The sequence below is a fragment of the Enterobacter cloacae complex sp. 394I7 genome (assembly GCF_057320345.1).
Window position 1 is genome coordinate 24,251 of record NZ_JBXWCR010000005.1, and the last position, 17,893, is coordinate 42,143.

At 54.9% G+C, this 17,893-nt stretch carries 16 protein-coding genes; 10 read left to right on the top strand and 6 right to left on the bottom strand.

What is annotated here, in order from left to right:
* Window positions 1–23: 23 nt before the first annotated feature.
* The 9 genes from atpD (at window position 24) to phoU (ending at window position 10,433) form a co-directional block, all read left to right on the top strand.
* The gene (gene atpD, locus AC2FAP_RS17315; RefSeq protein ID WP_006177559.1) at window positions 24–1,406 is read left to right on the top strand and encodes a F0F1 ATP synthase subunit beta; all 1,383 of its coding nucleotides are present in this window, start codon (window positions 24–26) and stop codon (window positions 1,404–1,406) included.
* 20 nt (window positions 1,407–1,426) lie between these two features.
* The gene (locus tag AC2FAP_RS17320) at window positions 1,427–1,846 is read left to right on the top strand and encodes a F0F1 ATP synthase subunit epsilon (protein ID WP_006177560.1); all 420 of its coding nucleotides are present in this window, start codon (window positions 1,427–1,429) and stop codon (window positions 1,844–1,846) included.
* 305 nt (window positions 1,847–2,151) lie between these two features.
* Window positions 2,152–3,522 carry a bifunctional UDP-N-acetylglucosamine diphosphorylase/glucosamine-1-phosphate N-acetyltransferase GlmU gene (glmU, locus tag AC2FAP_RS17325; RefSeq protein WP_449541945.1) on the top strand — a complete coding sequence of 457 codons (1,371 nt, stop codon included), beginning with the start codon at window positions 2,152–2,154 and terminating at the stop codon, window positions 3,520–3,522.
* 228 nt (window positions 3,523–3,750) lie between these two features.
* Window positions 3,751–5,580: a glutamine--fructose-6-phosphate transaminase (isomerizing) gene (gene glmS / locus AC2FAP_RS17330; protein ID WP_047954840.1), complete on the top strand. Its 1,830-nt coding sequence runs from the start codon at window positions 3,751–3,753 to the stop codon at window positions 5,578–5,580.
* A 321-nt stretch (window positions 5,581–5,901) separates the two neighbouring features.
* Window positions 5,902–6,942 (top strand): phosphate ABC transporter substrate-binding protein PstS, encoded by a 1,041-nt coding sequence (gene pstS, locus AC2FAP_RS17335; RefSeq protein WP_014172287.1) that lies wholly within the window; start codon window positions 5,902–5,904, stop codon window positions 6,940–6,942.
* Between the two features lie 80 nt (window positions 6,943–7,022).
* Entirely contained in the window at window positions 7,023–7,982 is a 960-nt protein-coding gene (gene pstC / locus AC2FAP_RS17340) for a phosphate ABC transporter permease PstC (RefSeq protein ID WP_014172288.1), read from the top strand.
* A complete protein-coding gene (gene pstA, locus AC2FAP_RS17345) occupies window positions 7,982–8,872 on the top strand; it encodes a phosphate ABC transporter permease PstA (protein WP_014172289.1) in 891 nt (296 codons plus the stop codon). Before pstC ends, pstA begins: the two co-directional genes overlap by 1 nt.
* Window positions 8,873–8,919: 47 nt before the next feature.
* Window positions 8,920–9,693, top strand: coding sequence for a phosphate ABC transporter ATP-binding protein PstB (pstB, locus tag AC2FAP_RS17350; RefSeq protein ID WP_014172291.1), 774 nt, complete (start codon window positions 8,920–8,922; stop codon window positions 9,691–9,693).
* 14 nt (window positions 9,694–9,707) lie between these two features.
* Entirely contained in the window at window positions 9,708–10,433 is a 726-nt protein-coding gene (gene phoU / locus AC2FAP_RS17355; RefSeq protein WP_008500182.1) for a phosphate signaling complex protein PhoU, read from the top strand.
* 84 nt (window positions 10,434–10,517) lie between these two features.
* Here phoU and yieH read toward each other — a convergent pair whose 3' ends face one another.
* Entirely contained in the window at window positions 10,518–11,183 is a 666-nt protein-coding gene (gene yieH / locus AC2FAP_RS17360) for a 6-phosphogluconate phosphatase (protein ID WP_014172293.1), read from the bottom strand.
* A gap of 165 nt (window positions 11,184–11,348) precedes the next feature.
* Between yieH and AC2FAP_RS17365 the strand changes: the two genes are divergently transcribed.
* Window positions 11,349–12,686, top strand: a complete 1,338-nt coding sequence (locus AC2FAP_RS17365) for an NCS2 family permease (protein WP_138614807.1) — start codon at window positions 11,349–11,351, stop codon at window positions 12,684–12,686.
* 87 nt (window positions 12,687–12,773) lie between these two features.
* Here the strand turns inward: AC2FAP_RS17365 and AC2FAP_RS17370 are convergent, their stop codons facing one another.
* From AC2FAP_RS17370 to mnmE, 5 genes are all read right to left on the bottom strand, one after another.
* Complete coding sequence (locus AC2FAP_RS17370) at window positions 12,774–13,340, bottom strand: NADPH-dependent FMN reductase (protein WP_020882759.1); 567 nt, start codon at window positions 13,338–13,340, stop codon at window positions 12,774–12,776.
* A 36-nt stretch (window positions 13,341–13,376) separates the two neighbouring features.
* On the bottom strand, window positions 13,377–14,123 hold the full coding sequence (locus AC2FAP_RS17375; protein ID WP_485452999.1) for a 4'-phosphopantetheinyl transferase family protein: 747 nt from the start codon (window positions 14,121–14,123) through the stop codon (window positions 13,377–13,379).
* Between the two features lie 122 nt (window positions 14,124–14,245).
* A complete protein-coding gene (gene yidZ, locus AC2FAP_RS17380) occupies window positions 14,246–15,217 on the bottom strand; it encodes an HTH-type transcriptional regulator YidZ (protein ID WP_449541944.1) in 972 nt (323 codons plus the stop codon).
* Window positions 15,186–16,361 carry an MFS transporter gene (locus AC2FAP_RS17385; RefSeq protein ID WP_020882757.1) on the bottom strand — a complete coding sequence of 392 codons (1,176 nt, stop codon included), beginning with the start codon at window positions 16,359–16,361 and terminating at the stop codon, window positions 15,186–15,188. The genes yidZ and AC2FAP_RS17385 overlap by 32 nt, the downstream gene beginning before the upstream one ends.
* A gap of 111 nt (window positions 16,362–16,472) precedes the next feature.
* Window positions 16,473–17,837, bottom strand: coding sequence for a tRNA uridine-5-carboxymethylaminomethyl(34) synthesis GTPase MnmE (mnmE, locus tag AC2FAP_RS17390; protein ID WP_182268058.1), 1,365 nt, complete (start codon window positions 17,835–17,837; stop codon window positions 16,473–16,475).
* Between the last annotated feature and the right edge of the window lie 56 nt (window positions 17,838–17,893).

Sequence of the window (17,893 nt, forward strand, 5' to 3'; positions counted from 1 at the left end):
ACGAATTACGTAGAGGATTCAAGATGGCTACTGGAAAGATTGTCCAGGTAATCGGCGCCGTGGTGGACGTCGAGTTCCCTCAGGACGCCGTACCACGCGTGTACGACGCGCTTGAGGTACAGAATGGTAACGAGAGCCTGGTGCTGGAAGTTCAGCAGCAGCTCGGCGGCGGTATCGTGCGTACCATCGCGATGGGTTCTTCCGACGGTCTGCGTCGTGGTCTGGAAGTTAAAGACCTTGAGCACCCGATCGAAGTCCCGGTAGGTAAAGCAACACTGGGTCGTATCATGAACGTATTGGGTCAACCAATCGACATGAAAGGCGACATCGGTGAAGAAGAGCGTTGGGCTATCCACCGCGCAGCACCTTCCTACGAAGAGCTGTCCAGCTCTCAGGAACTGCTGGAAACCGGCATCAAAGTTATCGACCTGATGTGTCCGTTTGCGAAGGGCGGTAAAGTTGGTCTGTTCGGTGGTGCGGGTGTAGGTAAAACCGTAAACATGATGGAGCTGATCCGTAACATCGCGATCGAGCACTCTGGTTACTCCGTATTTGCGGGCGTAGGTGAACGTACTCGTGAGGGTAACGACTTCTACCACGAAATGACCGACTCCAACGTTCTGGACAAAGTATCCCTGGTTTACGGCCAGATGAACGAGCCACCAGGAAACCGTCTGCGCGTTGCGCTGACTGGCCTGACTATGGCTGAGAAGTTCCGTGACGAAGGCCGTGACGTTCTGCTGTTCGTTGATAACATCTATCGTTACACCTTGGCCGGTACTGAAGTATCTGCACTGCTGGGTCGTATGCCTTCAGCGGTAGGTTATCAGCCGACGCTGGCGGAAGAGATGGGTGTTCTTCAGGAACGTATCACCTCAACCAAAACCGGTTCTATCACCTCCGTTCAGGCGGTATACGTACCTGCGGATGACTTGACTGACCCATCCCCAGCCACCACCTTTGCGCACCTTGACGCAACCGTGGTACTGAGCCGTCAGATCGCGTCTCTGGGTATCTACCCGGCCGTTGACCCGCTGGACTCCACCAGCCGTCAGCTGGATCCACTGGTTGTGGGGCAGGAACACTACGACACCGCGCGTGGCGTACAGTCCCTGCTGCAGCGTTACCAGGAACTGAAAGACATCATCGCCATCCTGGGTATGGATGAGCTGTCTGAAGAAGACAAACTGGTGGTAGCACGTGCGCGTAAGATCCAGCGCTTCCTGTCCCAGCCGTTCTTCGTTGCGGAAGTATTCACCGGTTCTCCGGGTAAATACGTTTCCCTGAAAGACACCATCCGTGGCTTTAAAGGCATCATGGAAGGCGAATACGATCACCTGCCGGAGCAGGCGTTCTACATGGTTGGTTCCATCGACGAAGCCGTGGAAAAAGCCAAAAAACTTTAACGCCTTAATCGGAGGGTGATATGGCAATGACTTACCACCTGGACGTCGTCAGCGCAGAGCAACAAATGTTCTCTGGTCTGGTCGAGAAAATCCAGGTAACGGGTAGTGAAGGTGAACTGGGTATTTTCCCGGGTCACGCACCGCTGCTCACCGCCATTAAGCCTGGTATGATCCGCATCGTTAAACAGTTCGGTCATGAAGAGTTTATCTATCTGTCCGGCGGCATTCTTGAAGTGCAGCCTGGCAGCGTGACCGTTCTGGCCGATACCGCTATTCGTGGCCAGGATCTCGACGAAGCACGAGCCCTGGAATCGAAGCGTAAGGCTGAAGAGCACATTAGCAGCTCTCATGGTGACGTGGATTACGCTCAGGCGTCTGCGGAGCTGGCCAAAGCGATCGCGAAACTGCGCGTTATCGAGTTGACCAAAAAAGCGATGTAACACCGGCTTGAAAAGCACAAAGCCAGTCTGGTTTCCAGGCTGGCTTTTTTTATGGTTTCGTATCACACCGATCTTTATTCATGATCCAAAAGAATAGCTAAGCTATTGTGTGTGCTAGCGACTTATCGCGAGAAGGCTATTTTCCAGAGAAAAAGGGGTTTACTCTGCCCCTAAAAATCGCCTCAAATAGCCATTATTGGCTGATGTTGAACGTTTTACCGCCATTCCATTTTATGACGCAAAATATGTAGAATTTTCAACGTCAACGGGTTTAACTTCTTACTCAAATTACAGTCAGGACGCGTATGTTGAACAATACAATGAGCGTGGTCATCCTTGCCGCCGGTAAAGGTACCCGCATGTATTCCGATCTTCCAAAGGTACTGCACACGCTGGCAGGAAAGCCGATGGTGCAGCATGTCATTGATGCCGCTAATGAACTGGGTGCCCGTCAGGTCCATCTGGTCTATGGTCACGGCGGCGATCTGCTTAAAAAGACGCTGAACGATGACAAACTCAACTGGGTGCTTCAGGCAGAACAGTTGGGGACCGGACACGCCATGCAGCAGGCCGCCCCGTTCTTTGCGGATGACGAAGATATTCTGATGCTTTACGGCGACGTCCCGCTGATCTCTGTCGACACCCTTGCCCGCCTGCGTGAAGCTAAACCGCTGGGTGGCATCGGGTTGTTAACTGTCGTACTTGACGATCCGACCGGCTATGGCCGCATTACCCGCGAAAACGGTAACGTAACGGGTATCGTTGAGCATAAAGATGCCAGCGACGCACAGCGTCAGATTCAGGAGATCAACACCGGTATCCTGATTGCCAATGGCGCGGACCTGAAGCGCTGGCTGTCGAAGCTCACCAACAATAATGCGCAGGGTGAGTACTACATCACCGACATCATCGCGATGGCCTATCAGGAAGGGCGTGAGATTGCGGCGGTTCATCCGGCACGCATTAGCGAAACCGAAGGGGTGAATAACCGCCTTCAGCTTTCCCGCCTGGAACGCGTTTATCAGTCCGAACAGGCTGAAAAACTGCTCCTGGCAGGCGTTATGCTGCGCGACCCGGCGCGTTTCGATCTGCGCGGGACCTTATCTCACGGGCGCGACGTTGAAATCGATACTAACGTTATCCTTGAAGGCAACGTCACGCTTGGCCACCGCGTCAAAATTGGTGCCGGTTGTGTTATCAAAAACAGCGTCATCGGTGATGACTGCGACATTAGCCCGTACAGCGTGGTTGAAGATGCACATCTGGACGCGGCATGCACCATTGGGCCGTTCGCACGTCTGCGCCCTGGCGCTGAATTGCTCGAAGGCGCCCATGTTGGCAACTTCGTTGAGATGAAAAAAGCGCGTCTGGGCAAAGGTTCCAAAGCCGGCCATTTAACCTACCTGGGCGATGCAGAAATTGGCGATAACGTGAACATTGGTGCAGGAACAATCACCTGCAACTATGACGGTGCCAACAAGTTTAAAACCATCATCGGTGATGATGTGTTTGTCGGTTCTGATACACAGCTGGTGGCACCGGTGACGGTCGGGAACGGGGTAACCATTGCCGCCGGGACGACAGTGACGCGCGATGTTGCCGACAATGAGCTGGTGCTGAGCCGCGTGCCGCAGGTTCACAAGCAGGGCTGGAAACGCCCGGTGAAGAAAAAGTAACGACCTGCACCCTGCTCTCTCCCGCGAGGAGAGAGCTCGTTCGGTGCGGTGTTTTTTGCCCTCGCCCCTCTGGGGAAAGGGATGGGGTGAGGGGATAACATAATCCTCCCCTCAAAGGCAGTACTTATAACAATAACCCCACTCTCTACAAGGCTCGGGGTGCCCGGAAAGGGCAAATACAGGTCAGCGACAACGCATGGCATAACGCCATAATCAGGAAATTAAACTATGTGTGGAATTGTTGGCGCAGTTGCGCAGCGTGATATTGCTGAAATCCTTCTCGAAGGTTTACGTCGTCTGGAATACCGTGGTTACGACTCTGCCGGTCTGGCGGTTGTGGATGCAGAAGGGCATATGACCCGTCTGCGTCGTCTCGGTAAAGTGCAGATGCTGGCCCAGGCTGCGGAAGATCATCCGCTGCACGGTGGCACGGGTATTGCGCACACCCGCTGGGCGACCCACGGCGAACCGTCTGAAGGCAATGCGCACCCGCATGTGTCCGAACACATCGTGGTCGTGCATAACGGCATTATCGAAAACCACGAACCGCTGCGCGAAGAACTTAAAGCGCGCGGCTATACCTTCGTCTCTGAAACCGACACCGAAGTTATTGCTCACCTGGTTCACTGGGAGCTGGAGCAGGGCGGTACACTGCGTGAAGCGGTGCTGCGCGCGATCCCTCAGCTGCGCGGTGCATACGGTACGGTAATCATGGATTCACGCGATCCGTCCACGCTGCTGGCCGCACGTTCCGGTAGCCCAATGGTTATCGGTCTGGGCATGGGCGAGAACTTTATCGCCTCTGACCAGCTGGCACTTCTGCCGGTTACCCGTCGCTTTATCTTCCTGGAAGAGGGTGATATCGCGGAAGTGACGCGTCGCAGCGTGACGGTATTCGATACCAAAGGCGAGCAGGTGAAACGCCCGGAGATCGAATCCAATCTGCAGTACGACGCAGGCGACAAAGGCGCTTACCGTCACTACATGCAGAAAGAAATTTACGAGCAGCCGAACGCTATCAAAAACACCCTGACCGGGCGCATCAGCCACGGCGAGGTGGACCTGAGCGAACTGGGTGCCAACGCCAATGAGCTGCTCGGTAAGGTTGAGCATATTCAGATCGTGGCCTGCGGTACCTCCTACAACTCCGGTATGGTCTCACGCTACTGGTTTGAATCCCTGGCCGGTGTTCCGTGTGACGTGGAAATCGCTTCAGAATTCCGCTACCGCAAATCCGCGGTGCGTCGTAATAGCCTGATGATCACCCTTTCCCAGTCTGGCGAAACGGCGGACACCCTGGCGGCGCTGCGTCTCTCTAAAGAGCTGGGTTATCTGGGCTCTCTGGCCATCTGTAACGTGCCGGGTTCTTCGCTGGTTCGTGAATCCGATCTGGCGCTGATGACCAACGCGGGTACGGAAATCGGCGTGGCCTCCACCAAAGCGTTTACCACTCAGCTGACCGTTCTGCTGATGCTGGTGGCGAAACTGGCGCGTCTGAAAGGTCAGGATGCGTCTGTTGAGCATGACATCGTTCATGGCCTGCAGGCGCTGCCAAGCCGTATTGAGCAGATGCTGTCTCAGGACAAACGCATTGAAGCGCTGGCGGAAGATTTCTCTGACAAACATCACGCCCTGTTCCTCGGCCGCGGCGATCAGTATCCAATTGCGCTGGAAGGCGCGTTGAAGCTGAAAGAGATCTCCTACATCCACGCGGAAGCTTACGCAGCAGGCGAGCTGAAACACGGCCCGCTGGCGCTGATTGACGCAGACATGCCGGTCATCGTTGTGGCACCTAACAACGAACTGCTGGAAAAACTGAAGTCCAATATCGAAGAAGTCCGCGCCCGCGGTGGTGTACTGTACGTCTTCGCCGATAAAGACGCCGGCTTTGCGAGCAGCGACAATATGCACATCATCGAGATGCCGCATGTGGAAGAGGTGATTGCCCCTATCTTCTACACCGTTCCGCTGCAGTTGCTGGCCTATCACGTCGCGCTGATCAAAGGCACTGACGTTGACCAGCCACGTAACCTGGCGAAATCGGTCACCGTAGAATAATCCCCTCAGGCTCCACCTTCGGGTGGAGCTTTTTTACCCTTCCTGGTTTGTTTTTAATCAACCCATCCGCATTTTTATTTATGACAATCTGTCATCTTCAGCTACTTTTTTCAGTGTCACATAAAGAAAATATTTCTGAAAACTTGCTGTCATGTAAGTGGTTAACTAGATGATAATTAAATGAATTTTTACTGATATTTAAGCTAAATTTTCATTGTCATAAAACTGTCATAATTCGTACATTTATCTGTCACCTGTTTGTCCTATTTTGCTCATCGTAGCCACTAAACAACGATTTACGAAAATCTTGCAGGAGACATTATGAAAGTTATGCGTACCACTGTCGCAACTGTTGTCGCCGCGACCTTATCTCTGAGCGCGTTCTCTGTATTTGCAGAAGCAAGCCTGACTGGCGCTGGTGCAACCTTCCCTGCGCCGGTGTATGCCAAATGGGCGGATACCTACCAGAAAGAAACCGGTAACAAGGTTAACTATCAGGGTATCGGCTCCTCCGGTGGCGTAAAACAAATTACCGCGAATACCGTTGATTTCGGCGCATCAGACGCTCCACTGTCTGATGACAAACTGGCGCAGGAAGGCCTGTTCCAGTTCCCGACCGTTATCGGTGGTGTTGTGCTGGCCGTTAACATTCCAGGCCTGAAATCAGGCGAGCTGGTCCTGGACGGCAAAACCCTGGGTGACATCTACCTCGGTAAAATCAAAAAATGGGATGACGAAGCCATCACCAAACTGAACCCGGGTGTCAAACTGCCTTCGCAGAACATCGCAGTGGTTCGTCGTGCAGATGGTTCCGGTACCTCTTTCGTTTTCACCAGCTACCTGGCGAAAGTGAACGAAGAGTGGAAATCTAAAGTCGGTTCCGGCTCTACCGTTAACTGGCCAACCGGTCTGGGTGGTAAAGGCAACGACGGTATCGCCGCGTTCGTACAGCGTCTGCCTGGTTCTATCGGCTATGTAGAGTATGCGTACGCTAAGCAGAACAACCTGTCTTACACCAAACTGGTTTCTGCCGATGGCAAGCCAGTCAGCCCGACTGAAGAGAACTTTGCTAACGCTGCAAAAGGCGCTGACTGGAGCAAATCCTTCGCTCAGGATCTGACTAACCAGAAAGGCGATGGTGCGTGGCCAATCACCTCTACCACCTTCATTCTGGTTCACAAAGAGCAGAAGAAACCTGAGCAGGGCGCTGAAGTGTTGAAGTTCTTCGACTGGGCGTACAAAAACGGCGGCAAACAGGCTAACGCGCTGGATTACGCCACCCTGCCGGACAACGTGGTTGAGCAGATTCGCGCTGCATGGAAAACCAACGTGAAAGACAGCAGCGGTAAAGCATTGTATTAATTTAGTATTCTGACGAAAATGGCGGGTGGCGCTCGCGCTACCCGCCGATTTCGTAAACGCGTTTAACAGAAGAGTGATTTATGGCTGCAACAAAGCCTGCATTTAACCCTCCGGGTAAAAAAGGTGACATGATTTTCAGCGCGCTGGTCAAACTGGCTGCGCTGATTGTGCTATTGCTGCTGGGCGGCATTATCGTGTCCCTGATTTTCTCCTCCTGGCCGAGCATCCAGAAATTCGGTTTCTCCTTCCTGTGGACCAAAGAGTGGGATGCGCCGAACGATATCTACGGTGCGCTGGTGCCGATTTACGGCACGCTGGTGACGTCGTTTATCGCCCTGCTGATTGCGGTGCCGGTGAGCTTTGGTATTGCCCTGTTCCTGACGGAACTGGCGCCGGGCTGGTTGCGTCGTCCACTGGGTATCGCCATTGAACTGCTGGCCGCTATTCCAAGTATCGTGTACGGCATGTGGGGCCTGTTTATCTTTGCTCCCCTGTTCGCAACGTACTTCCAGGAACCGGTGGGTAATGTTCTCTCTGCCATTCCGTTTGTCGGCACCCTGTTCTCTGGCCCGGCTTTCGGTATCGGTATTCTGGCTGCGGGGGTGATCCTCGCCATTATGATTATTCCGTACATTGCGGCGGTAATGCGCGATGTCTTCGAACAAACCCCGGTGATGATGAAAGAGTCGGCCTACGGCATCGGCTGCACCACCTGGGAAGTTATCTGGCGCATCGTCCTTCCGTTCACCAAAAATGGGGTGATTGGCGGCGTCATGCTGGGGTTAGGCCGTGCTTTGGGTGAAACCATGGCGGTGACCTTTATTATCGGTAACACCTACCAGCTCGACAGCGCCTCCCTCTACATGCCGGGCAACAGTATTACTTCCGCACTGGCGAATGAATTTGCCGAAGCGGAATCCGGGCTGCACGTCGCGGCGCTGATGGAACTGGGCCTGATCCTATTTGTGATTACCTTCATTGTGCTGGCGATCTCCAAGCTGATGATCCTGCGTCTCGCAAAAAATGAGGGGGCACGCTAATGGCAACTCTCGAAATGCAAAGCACCACTGCACTGGCGGAATCCCGTCGCAAAATGCAGGCGAAGCGTCGTTTCAAAAACCGCGTTGCGTTGACGCTCTCAATGGCAACGATGGCGTTCGGTCTGTTCTGGCTGGTCTGGATCCTGTTCTCGACCGTTGTGCGCGGCATCGACGGGATGTCGCTGTCACTGTTCACCGAGATGACGCCGCCGCCAAATACGGCGGGCGGCGGCCTGGCGAATGCCCTGGCGGGCAGCGGTTTGCTGATCCTCTGGGCGACGGTAGTTGGTACACCGCTTGGCATTATGGCGGGGATTTATCTGGCGGAGTACGGGCGTAAATCCTGGCTGGCAGAGGTGATTCGTTTCATTAACGACATCCTGCTGTCTGCGCCGTCTATCGTGGTCGGTCTGTTTGTTTACACCATTGTGGTGGCGCAGATGGAACACTTCTCCGGCTGGGCCGGCGTGATTGCGCTGGCGCTGCTGCAGGTACCTATCGTCATTCGTACCACCGAGAACATGCTGAAACTGGTGCCGGATAGCCTGCGTGAAGCGGCTTACGCGCTGGGCACGCCGAAGTGGAAAATGATCTCCGCGATTACGCTGAAAGCCTCCGTATCGGGGATCATGACCGGTATCCTGCTGGCCATTGCCCGTATTGCAGGCGAAACGGCGCCGCTGCTGTTTACTGCCCTCTCCAACCAGTTCTGGAGTACGGACATGATGCAGCCGATCGCCAACCTGCCGGTGACGATTTTTAAATTTGCGATGAGCCCATTCGCGGAATGGCAGCAGCTGGCCTGGGCCGGGGTGCTGATCATTACCCTTTGCGTACTGTTGCTGAACATTCTGGCGCGCGTCATTTTCGCGAAGCAGAAACACGGTTAAATTTTTACGGCGCGGCAGATCGCGGCGCCGAATGAGGAAATGAGTCAATGAGTATGGTTGATACTGCCCCGGGTAAGATTCAGGTTCGTGATTTGAACTTCTACTACGGCAAATTCCATGCCCTGAAGAACATCAACCTGGATATCGCCAGGAACCAGGTCACGGCATTTATCGGTCCGTCTGGCTGTGGTAAATCCACGCTGCTGCGTACCTTTAACAAAATGTATTCGCTCTATCCGGAGCAGCGTGCCGAAGGTGAAATCATCCTGGACGGCGATAACATTCTGACCAACAGCCAGGATATCGCCCTGCTGCGTGCAAAAGTCGGGATGGTGTTCCAGAAACCGACGCCGTTCCCGATGTCCATCTACGACAACATTGCCTTTGGCGTACGTCTGTTTGAAAAGCTCTCCCGTACGGATATGGATGAGCGCGTTCAGTGGGCTTTGACCAAGGCCGCATTATGGAACGAAACCAAAGATAAGTTGCACCAGAGCGGTTACTCTCTCTCCGGTGGTCAGCAGCAGCGTCTGTGCATTGCGCGTGGTATCGCCATTCGCCCGGAAGTGTTGTTGCTGGATGAGCCGTGTTCAGCTCTGGACCCGATCTCAACCGGCCGTATTGAAGAGTTGATCACCGAGCTGAAGCAGGATTACACCGTGGTTATCGTGACCCACAACATGCAGCAGGCTGCGCGTTGTTCCGATTACACGGCGTTTATGTACCTGGGCGAGTTGATTGAGTTCAGTAATACGGACGATCTGTTCACCAAGCCCGCTAAAAAGCAAACAGAAGACTATATCACCGGTCGTTACGGTTGATTCAGGAGCGCGCTATGGACAATCTCAATCTTAACAAACACATTTCAGGCCAGTTCAACGCAGAGCTGGAAAGTATTCGCACTCAGGTGATGACCATGGGTGGCATGGTTGAGCAGCAGCTTTCCGATGCCATTACCGCGATGCACAACCAGGACAGCGAGCTGGCAAAGCGCGTTATCGAAGGTGATAAAAACGTCAATATGATGGAAGTCGCCATTGATGAAGCCTGCGTGCGTATTATCGCCAAGCGTCAGCCAACGGCGAGCGACCTGCGTCTGGTTATGGCGATCATCAAAACCATCGCCGAGCTGGAGCGTATTGGTGACGTTGCAGATAAAATCTGCCGCACCGCGCTGGAGAAATTCTCTCAGCAGCACCAGCCACTGCTGGTGAGCCTCGAGTCGCTGGGTCGTCATACCGTGCAGATGCTGCATGACGTACTGGATGCCTTTGCGCGTATGGATCTGGACGAAGCGGTACGTATCTACCGTGAAGACAAAAAGGTCGACCAGGAGTATGAAGGCATCGTGCGTCAGCTGATGACCTACATGATGGAAGACTCCCGTACGATCCCAAGCGTCCTGACCGCGCTGTTCTGCGCGCGCTCAATCGAGCGTATCGGTGACCGTTGCCAGAACATTTGCGAATACATCTTCTACTTCGTGAAAGGACAGGATTTCCGTCACGTTGGCGGCGATGAGCTGGACAAGCTGCTGGCGGGTAAAGATCCGAAAGAGTGATGCGCTAACATGCCCGGTGCTGCTGAGCTTACCGGGCCTGCGAGCCTTATAGGCCGGATAAGCGTCAGCGCTATCCGGCTTTTTTTAGCGAGTAATATTCCACCCGCGAGCCTTCCACAATTCTGGCAGCTGCGCCAGATCGGTGAAGGTCGTCACTTTTGGATGATCGATCGGTTTGTTGTGCGGATCGGCGCAGAAGTAAAACACCTCCATACCCGCATCAATCCCCGACTGCGCTCCCGCAGAAGAGTCATCCACCAGAATGCAGTTCGCCACGTTAACGTTCATCGCTTTTGCTGCATGGAACATCAACGCCGGGTCTGGCTTCCAGCGCTGGATATCGTAGCCGCTGAACAGTTTTTCCGGGAAGTGGTGCAACATTTCAAGCTTACCCAGCGAGTGCTGCATTTTGCTGACCGGACCGTTCGAGACCACGCAGATGGGCACCGTCATCGCATCCAGAAGCGCATTCGCCCCGGCAATGACTTCCAGCTCGGAGTCGAAGAGGCGTGCGACCTCGGCGCGGTAGACCGGCTCCAGATCTGCTTTCGCCAGATCCACACCGTGCTCTTCGTTAATGATGTCGATGATCTCGTAGAGCTTCACGCCCTTAAAGCGTTTAAACACCTCTTCGAGATCCAGCGTAATGCCAAATTCCCTGAACATGGTCACATACGCGCGGGAACAAATGACCTCACTGTCGACCAGCGTACCGTCGCAGTCGAAAAATACCGCTTCAATTCCGGACATGCCTTTCCCTTTTTACAAGTTTAACGTTTACGTACGGCAGTTTAATGAGACGCAATCGTTGCCGTATAAGCAAAATCAATGAAAAAAGTATCTTGTAACCGCCACTATTGTCGCATTTTGGTATAGGATAGCGACGAATTTTCCCTCCTTGTTCGGAAATTGATGATGAGTCAACAACACACTACCCAGACATCTGGTCAGGGTCTGCTTGAGCGCGTGTTTAAACTGCGTGAGCACGGCACAACGGCACGCACCGAAGTGATCGCCGGTTTCACCACCTTCCTGACGATGGTCTATATCGTTTTTGTTAACCCACAAATTCTGGGCGTTGCTGGCATGGACACCAGCGCCGTCTTCGTGACCACCTGTCTGATCGCTGCGCTGGGCAGTATCCTGATGGGTGTGTTCGCTAACCTGCCCGTGGCGCTGGCCCCGGCAATGGGTCTGAACGCTTTCTTCGCGTTCGTGGTCGTCCAGGCGATGGGTCTGCCATGGCAGGTCGGCATGGGCGCTATCTTTTGGGGCGCGGTTGGCCTGCTGTTGCTGACCATTTTCCGTGTACGTTACTGGATGATAGCCAATATTCCGGTGAGCCTGCGCGTGGGCATTACCAGCGGTATTGGTCTGTTTATCGGCATGATGGGTCTGAAAAACGCAGGCGTTATCGTGGCTAACCCGGACACGCTGGTGAGCATCGGTCACCTGACCTCGCACAACGTGCTGCTGGGCGTGCTGGGCTTCTTTATCATCGCTATCCTGGCCTCGCGCAATATTCATGCGGCCGTGCTGGTTTCCATCGTGGTCACCACGCTACTGGGCTGGATGCTGGGCGATGTGCAGTACAAAGGGATTGTCTCCGCGCCACCGAGCGTGTCTACCGTCATTGGGCACGTCGATCTGGCAGGCTCCCTGAACCTGGGTCTGGCGGGCGTGATTTTCTCCTTCATGCTGGTTAACCTGTTTGACTCCTCCGGTACGCTGATTGGCGTGACCGACAAAGCCGGCCTGGCGGATGAGAATGGGAAATTCCCGCGCATGAAGCAGGCGCTGTTCGTTGACAGTGTCTCCTCTGTCACCGGCGCGTTTATCGGTACATCGTCTGTTACCGCTTACATTGAATCCTCTTCAGGTGTCTCTGTGGGTGGCCGTACCGGTCTGACGGCGGTTGTGGTGGGTATCCTGTTCCTGCTGGTGATCTTCCTGTCACCGCTGGCGGGCATGGTGCCTCCGTATGCAGCAGCCGGCGCGCTGATCTACGTGGGGGTGTTAATGACCTCCAGCCTGTCGCGCGTGAAGTGGGATGATTTAACCGAAGCGGTGCCTGCGTTTATTACCGCGGTGATGATGCCGTTCAGCTTCTCGATCACCGAGGGTATCGCGCTGGGCTTTATCTCCTACTGCGTCATGAAGATTGGTACCGGTCGCTTCCGCGACCTCAGCCCGTGCGTCATCATTGTGGCGCTGCTGTTTGTGCTGAAGATTGTTTTTATTGATGCCAAATAAACAGAAAGCCCTTTTCGACGAAAAGGGCTTTTGTGTTTGCGCCCTCTCCCTGTGGGAGAGGGCCAGAGTGAGGGTGTCAGGCTACGTTTAAGCTTTCACTCGCTTAATATAATCACCAAACGCGGTCAGTTGGCCAGAAAGATGGTCACGCGTACTTTGATCCACCACTTCACCCGTCTGCGGGTCGACCTTGTTCTGAATCACGCCCCCCATAAATTCCGGTTTGTTCATTACCATCGCATCCAGGAAGACCAGGATCTGACGCAGATGGTACTGGCAGCGTGCCCCGCCAATCGCGCCCATAGAGCTGGTCTGGATCAGCACCGGTTTACCCGACAGCGGCTGCTCCGGGAGACGGGATAACCAGTCAATGGCGTTCTTCAGGCCACCCGGGACGGAGTAGTTATATTCAGGCGTAACAATGACCACGCCGTCTGCCTGACGGATCTGCTCTGCAAGCGCTTCTACGCTCTGTGGAAACCCTTCTTCCTGCTGCACGTCCGCGTCGTAAAGCGGAATGTCGCCAATCGATGGCAGGGCGCTAATGTCCATACCTGCCGGTGCCAGCTGAGGCAGCGTGCGGGCAACCATCCCGTTAAATGAACCTTTGCGCAGGCTTCCCAGTAACGTAACAACTTTCAACGTATCAGACATGATTACTCCTGTTTCATCATGATGACCCTGAATGGATCAGCTAAGGGTATATGCTTTTTCTGCCGGTAAACTGGTTAATCTCATCAGGCGCGCGGCGGGTTCGTTGGCTCGCTCGGGCACATCCGGAAGGCTACTCCATCCGTGTTGACTGTCAAATTCCCAGATTTTCAATCGTTCGATGGCGGGAGTCACCGCGATGGACCAAATCAGTACGTCTTCAGCATCGCTGAGCGCCTCTACCAGCGTGGCTTTAGCGGAACGCAGGCGTCCGGAGCCTGGAAGCAATTGCAGCAGGCTGGCGTCGTCTGATGCACAGCCACAGAGCTTTCGAATGCTCTGGCGTAAGGTAATGAGCTGAGCTCTGGCCTCGATGGGATCGTTCTGGTTACGCACCCACAGCTTTTCATTGCTGGAAAGCGGGTAGTCATCGTGCGGGTTCGCGCCGTGGAAGCCGCGGGTTGCGTGCTGAAGCTCCATGTCCAGGCCGCAATCCCCTTCAGTGGTGAGCGCGACGCCAATGATATTGCCCGTATAGGCAATGGAGAAACGCGGCAGCTCCGGGTCGGCAAAGACCGGGCGGCCTTCAGGTTGGGTGAGGATATCCGGCAGTTCACTGGTGCCGTACAGCATGAACATCAGCTCAGCGAGAAGCGCGCGGGATGCCAAAAACCGCGTCCGGCGATGCTCCGGCAGTTTACGTGCTTCCTGGTGACACGCGGATGAAATTCTGCCCGATACGAGATGTCCCTCTGTCAGTATCCCTCTTGCAAAGTGCGTTGCCATTTTTCGCTCCTTGATAATGGTCGTATTCGGTTAAACGGTTACATGATTATCGCTTAACTTGCCTTCTGTTTTAATCAGTAAATGGGAGTAAGAGAAGCCTGAGGACCCAACTTTACATTTTCTTAGGCAAAAATAAGCGCTGGAGCGGCATATAGCGCTTTGATTGTCTCACGGAGCCAGAGGATTTTCGGATTATGGCTGTTTCGTTTATGCCAGATCAGCGTGAAAGGAACGGTCAGTTTTTCAGCCTGGGCTTCATCAATGGGAATGGGCAGGGCGATCAGCTTACGCTGGTGGAGTTGATTATAGTGATGGCAGTAGTGTGGCGCCGTGGCGATGTAGTTATGGCCTGGCTGCGCCGCCATAAACATCGACTGTTCGAAACCGGGCAGGCTCATGGCGATATTACGCTCACGTCCCATCTCTCTGAGCACCTCATCAAGCGCCCAGGTGTCGCTGCGCTCCCAGAAGATGCTGATATGCGGATAGCGCAGGAAAGTCTCCAGGTTCCACTCTTCCTGAAGAGCCGGATGATCTTCGCGCAAATAGACGCAGGGGCGGACGCTGAACAGAATTTCGTAGTCGATAAACCACGGCATGAGCTTCAACAGCTCGCGGGAGCGCGGATGCGTTTCACGGCCCGTGAAGCCAAGATCGACTTCTCCGCGCGTAATGGCATCCACCGAGTCGTAATCCCAGTGGCGCATCTTTACCGTGGCCTGTGGATAGCGCTGATTGACCTGCTCGAGCAGGGCATTAAAGCGGATCAGCATCAGAGGCGTTTCCGCGGCCAGCACGAACGTCAGCCCGCCCGGGGAGTCATGATGGAATTTATCGAGGATCTGATTGCCAATCTGCATCCAGTCGGCCAGATCCTGCTCCAGGCTCATCGTCAGCGGTGTCGGCAGCAGGCCTAACGGTGTTTTCACAAACAGCGGATCGTCAAACCAGTCGCGCAGCTTCGCCAGCGATTTACTTACCGCGGACGGGGTCACGTTCATCCGTTTCGCGGCTTTGGTTACGCTGCGCTCCTGCAGCAAAAGCTGCAGGCACAACAACAGGTTAAGATCGAGACTGCTGATTGGCTTCTTCATAATGGGCCGCGGGCTGGATGACCATAAGTAAGGTGATGCAGAGCATGCTACAACCAATCAGAATCCCGATCAGCATATTGAGCGCATTAAGGCCGATGACCGCCGCCAGCCATATCCACAGCGACGAACCGCAGACCTGTGCAATACCCAGCACCGAGCTTGCCACACCCGCGCGCAGCGAGAACGGGCCAAGTGCCTGACTCATCGCCACGCCAAAGCCGACGGAGAAGCCGGCGCAAATCAGCGTAATCCCTACCAGCATCAGCGCATGTGTGCTGGTGGTCGCCAGAATCCCCCCCGCAGCGAGGAACAGCACCTGAGAGGTTAGCATGAGCGTGCGCTGGCGGAAGATATTCAGTGCGAACGGCGTCGAGAACGAGACGGCCATACTGACCATCGCGGTGAGTGCCATCACGGTGGAATACTCACCGCGATCAAACCCCATGGTCTCCATCAGCAACACCGGGGAAACGTTTACATACGTCAGGATCACCGCCACGCTCAGTGTGGTAATGGCCAGGCGACTCAGGAAAAAGCGGTTTAGCAGCGTCTCGGCCGGATGAAGGGTTGCCGTATGGCCTGCGTTTTGCGAGCCTGGATGGGTCTCTTTCAGCACCGTGATCGAGAGGATAAAGACCAGCGCACCCATGGCCGCCATCGTCCAGAACAGGCTCTGCCACGGGAATTTCAGCATGATCAGATAGCCCACCACTGGCGCCATCACCGGAATGATGCAGGTAATACCGTTGAGCATGGAAAGCACTTTGGCACGGCGCTGGGCGCTTAAGGTATCGCGCAGGATGGCGAAGGCCACCACATAACAGCCACCGGCACCTATCCCCTGGATAAAGCGCCCTGTCAGGAACAGGGTACTGTCCTGGGCCAGGGAGCAGAGCATTGACGCCAGCGCGAAGATGATGGCACAGGTAATGGCCACGGGCTGACGACCCGCTTTGTCCGCGATTTTCCCGGCAAATACCATCGATGATGCCATCCCGGCGAGATAGGCCGAAAACGCAATATGCAGCTGCGCCTCGCTGGCACCCAGATCGCGGGCAATGTGCGGCAGCCCCACCAGATACATATCAATACCCGATGGATAAAGCAGAACCAGCGCAAAACTACAAAACAGAAAACGAGCCATAAACCCCCCATAGATGCAGGCAAGCAGAATAGGGGGATAAAAGGGATTAGGCGAGTTGCCATTTGGACAAAGGTGATTTCCTCCCGGGAAATCACCTTTAATCAGCGGTAATTATTTGCCGATACAGAAGCTCGAGAAAATCCGTCCCAGCAGATCGTCCGAGGTAAATTCGCCGGTTATCTCACTCAGATTTTGCTGCGCCAGACGCAGCTCTTCAGCCAGCAGTTCACCCGCCCATGCGCCAAGCAGCTGCGCTTTCCCCTGATCGAGGTGGCGTGCCGCGTCTTCCAGCGCCTGAAGGTGACGACGGCGCGCAAGGAAGCCGCCTTCCATACTGGTATCAAAGCCCATGCTCTGTTTGAGATGGTTGCGCAGGTCGTCAACGCCTTCACCGGTACGGGCCGACAGGCGAATAAGTGAGTGGCCATTCACTTCACTGATACCCAGCGTTTCGCCGGTTACATCCGCTTTGTTACGCACCACGGTGATCGGCAGTTTTGCCGGCAGGCGGGCAATAAAGTCGGGCCAGATGTCCGCCGGATCAACGGCATCGGTCGTGGTACCGTCCACCATAAACAGCACGCGGTCAGCCTGCTCAATCTCTTGCCAGGCACGTTCGATACCGATGCGCTCTACTTCGTCACTGGCGTCGCGAAGACCTGCCGTGTCGATGATGTGCAGCGGCATACCGTCGATATGAATATGCTCACGCAGCACGTCACGGGTGGTACCGGCGATGTCGGTGACGATCGCCGCTTCACGGCCCGCCAGGGCGTTGAGCAGGCTCGATTTACCGGCGTTAGGGCGGCCCGCAATCACGACCTTCATCCCCTCGCGCAGCAGGCTACCCTGACGTGCTTCGGCACGCACCGCGTCGAGATCGGCCATCACGCTATTGAGCTGAGCTTCAATTTTACCGTCAGAGAGGAAGTCGATCTCCTCATCCGGGAAATCGATAGCCGCTTCGACATAGATGCGCAGGTGAGTAAGTGCTTCCACAAGATGATTCACGCGCACCGAGAACGCGCCCTGAAGCGAGTTCAGTGCGGAGCGGGCTGCCTGCTCGGAGCTGGCGTCGATTAGGTCAGCAATTGCTTCTGCCTGTGCGAGGTCGAGCTTGTCGTTCAGGAAGGCACGCTCGGAGAACTCACCTGGCTTTGCAATGCGCAGGCCCGGCAGCGTCAGAATGCGTTTTAACAGCAGGTCGAGGATGACCGGGCCACCGTGGCCCTGCAGCTCCAGCACGTCTTCTCCGGTAAAGGAGTTCGGGCCCGGGAACCACAGCGCAATGCCCTGGTCCAGCGGCGTGCCGTCAGTGTCTTTAAACGGCAGATAATCAGCGTAGCGCGGCTTTGGCAGTTTACCCAGCACCGCTTCGGCGACCTCGCGGGCCTTCAGGCCGGAGATACGCAGAATGCCTACACCACCGCGTCCCGGTGGGGTTGCCTGGGCGACGATAGTGTCGTTATGGCTCATGGTTGGTCTCGTTCAATACAAATAAAAAAGGCGGTCAATCGACCGCCCTTATTTTA

What these genes read in the sequence shown, in the direction of transcription:
- atpD (WP_006177559.1), top strand. Translation starts at nt 24, where the DNA reads ATGGCTACTGGAAAGATTGTCCAGGTAATCGGCGCCGTGGTGGACGTC.
- AC2FAP_RS17320 (WP_006177560.1), top strand. Translation starts at nt 1,427, where the DNA reads ATGGCAATGACTTACCACCTGGACGTCGTCAGCGCAGAGCAACAAATG.
- glmU (WP_449541945.1), top strand. Translation starts at nt 2,152, where the DNA reads ATGTTGAACAATACAATGAGCGTGGTCATCCTTGCCGCCGGTAAAGGT.
- glmS (WP_047954840.1), top strand. Translation starts at nt 3,751, where the DNA reads ATGTGTGGAATTGTTGGCGCAGTTGCGCAGCGTGATATTGCTGAAATC.
- pstS (WP_014172287.1), top strand. Translation starts at nt 5,902, where the DNA reads ATGAAAGTTATGCGTACCACTGTCGCAACTGTTGTCGCCGCGACCTTA.
- pstC (WP_014172288.1), top strand. Translation starts at nt 7,023, where the DNA reads ATGGCTGCAACAAAGCCTGCATTTAACCCTCCGGGTAAAAAAGGTGAC.
- pstA (WP_014172289.1), top strand. Translation starts at nt 7,982, where the DNA reads ATGGCAACTCTCGAAATGCAAAGCACCACTGCACTGGCGGAATCCCGT.
- pstB (WP_014172291.1), top strand. Translation starts at nt 8,920, where the DNA reads ATGAGTATGGTTGATACTGCCCCGGGTAAGATTCAGGTTCGTGATTTG.
- phoU (WP_008500182.1), top strand. Translation starts at nt 9,708, where the DNA reads ATGGACAATCTCAATCTTAACAAACACATTTCAGGCCAGTTCAACGCA.
- yieH (WP_014172293.1), bottom strand. Translation starts at nt 11,183, where the DNA reads ATGTCCGGAATTGAAGCGGTATTTTTCGACTGCGACGGTACGCTGGTC.
- AC2FAP_RS17365 (WP_138614807.1), top strand. Translation starts at nt 11,349, where the DNA reads ATGAGTCAACAACACACTACCCAGACATCTGGTCAGGGTCTGCTTGAG.
- AC2FAP_RS17370 (WP_020882759.1), bottom strand. Translation starts at nt 13,340, where the DNA reads ATGTCTGATACGTTGAAAGTTGTTACGTTACTGGGAAGCCTGCGCAAA.
- AC2FAP_RS17375 (WP_485452999.1), bottom strand. Translation starts at nt 14,123, where the DNA reads ATGGCAACGCACTTTGCAAGAGGGATACTGACAGAGGGACATCTCGTA.
- yidZ (WP_449541944.1), bottom strand. Translation starts at nt 15,217, where the DNA reads ATGAAGAAGCCAATCAGCAGTCTCGATCTTAACCTGTTGTTGTGCCTG.
- AC2FAP_RS17385 (WP_020882757.1), bottom strand. Translation starts at nt 16,361, where the DNA reads ATGGCTCGTTTTCTGTTTTGTAGTTTTGCGCTGGTTCTGCTTTATCCA.
- mnmE (WP_182268058.1), bottom strand. Translation starts at nt 17,837, where the DNA reads ATGAGCCATAACGACACTATCGTCGCCCAGGCAACCCCACCGGGACGC.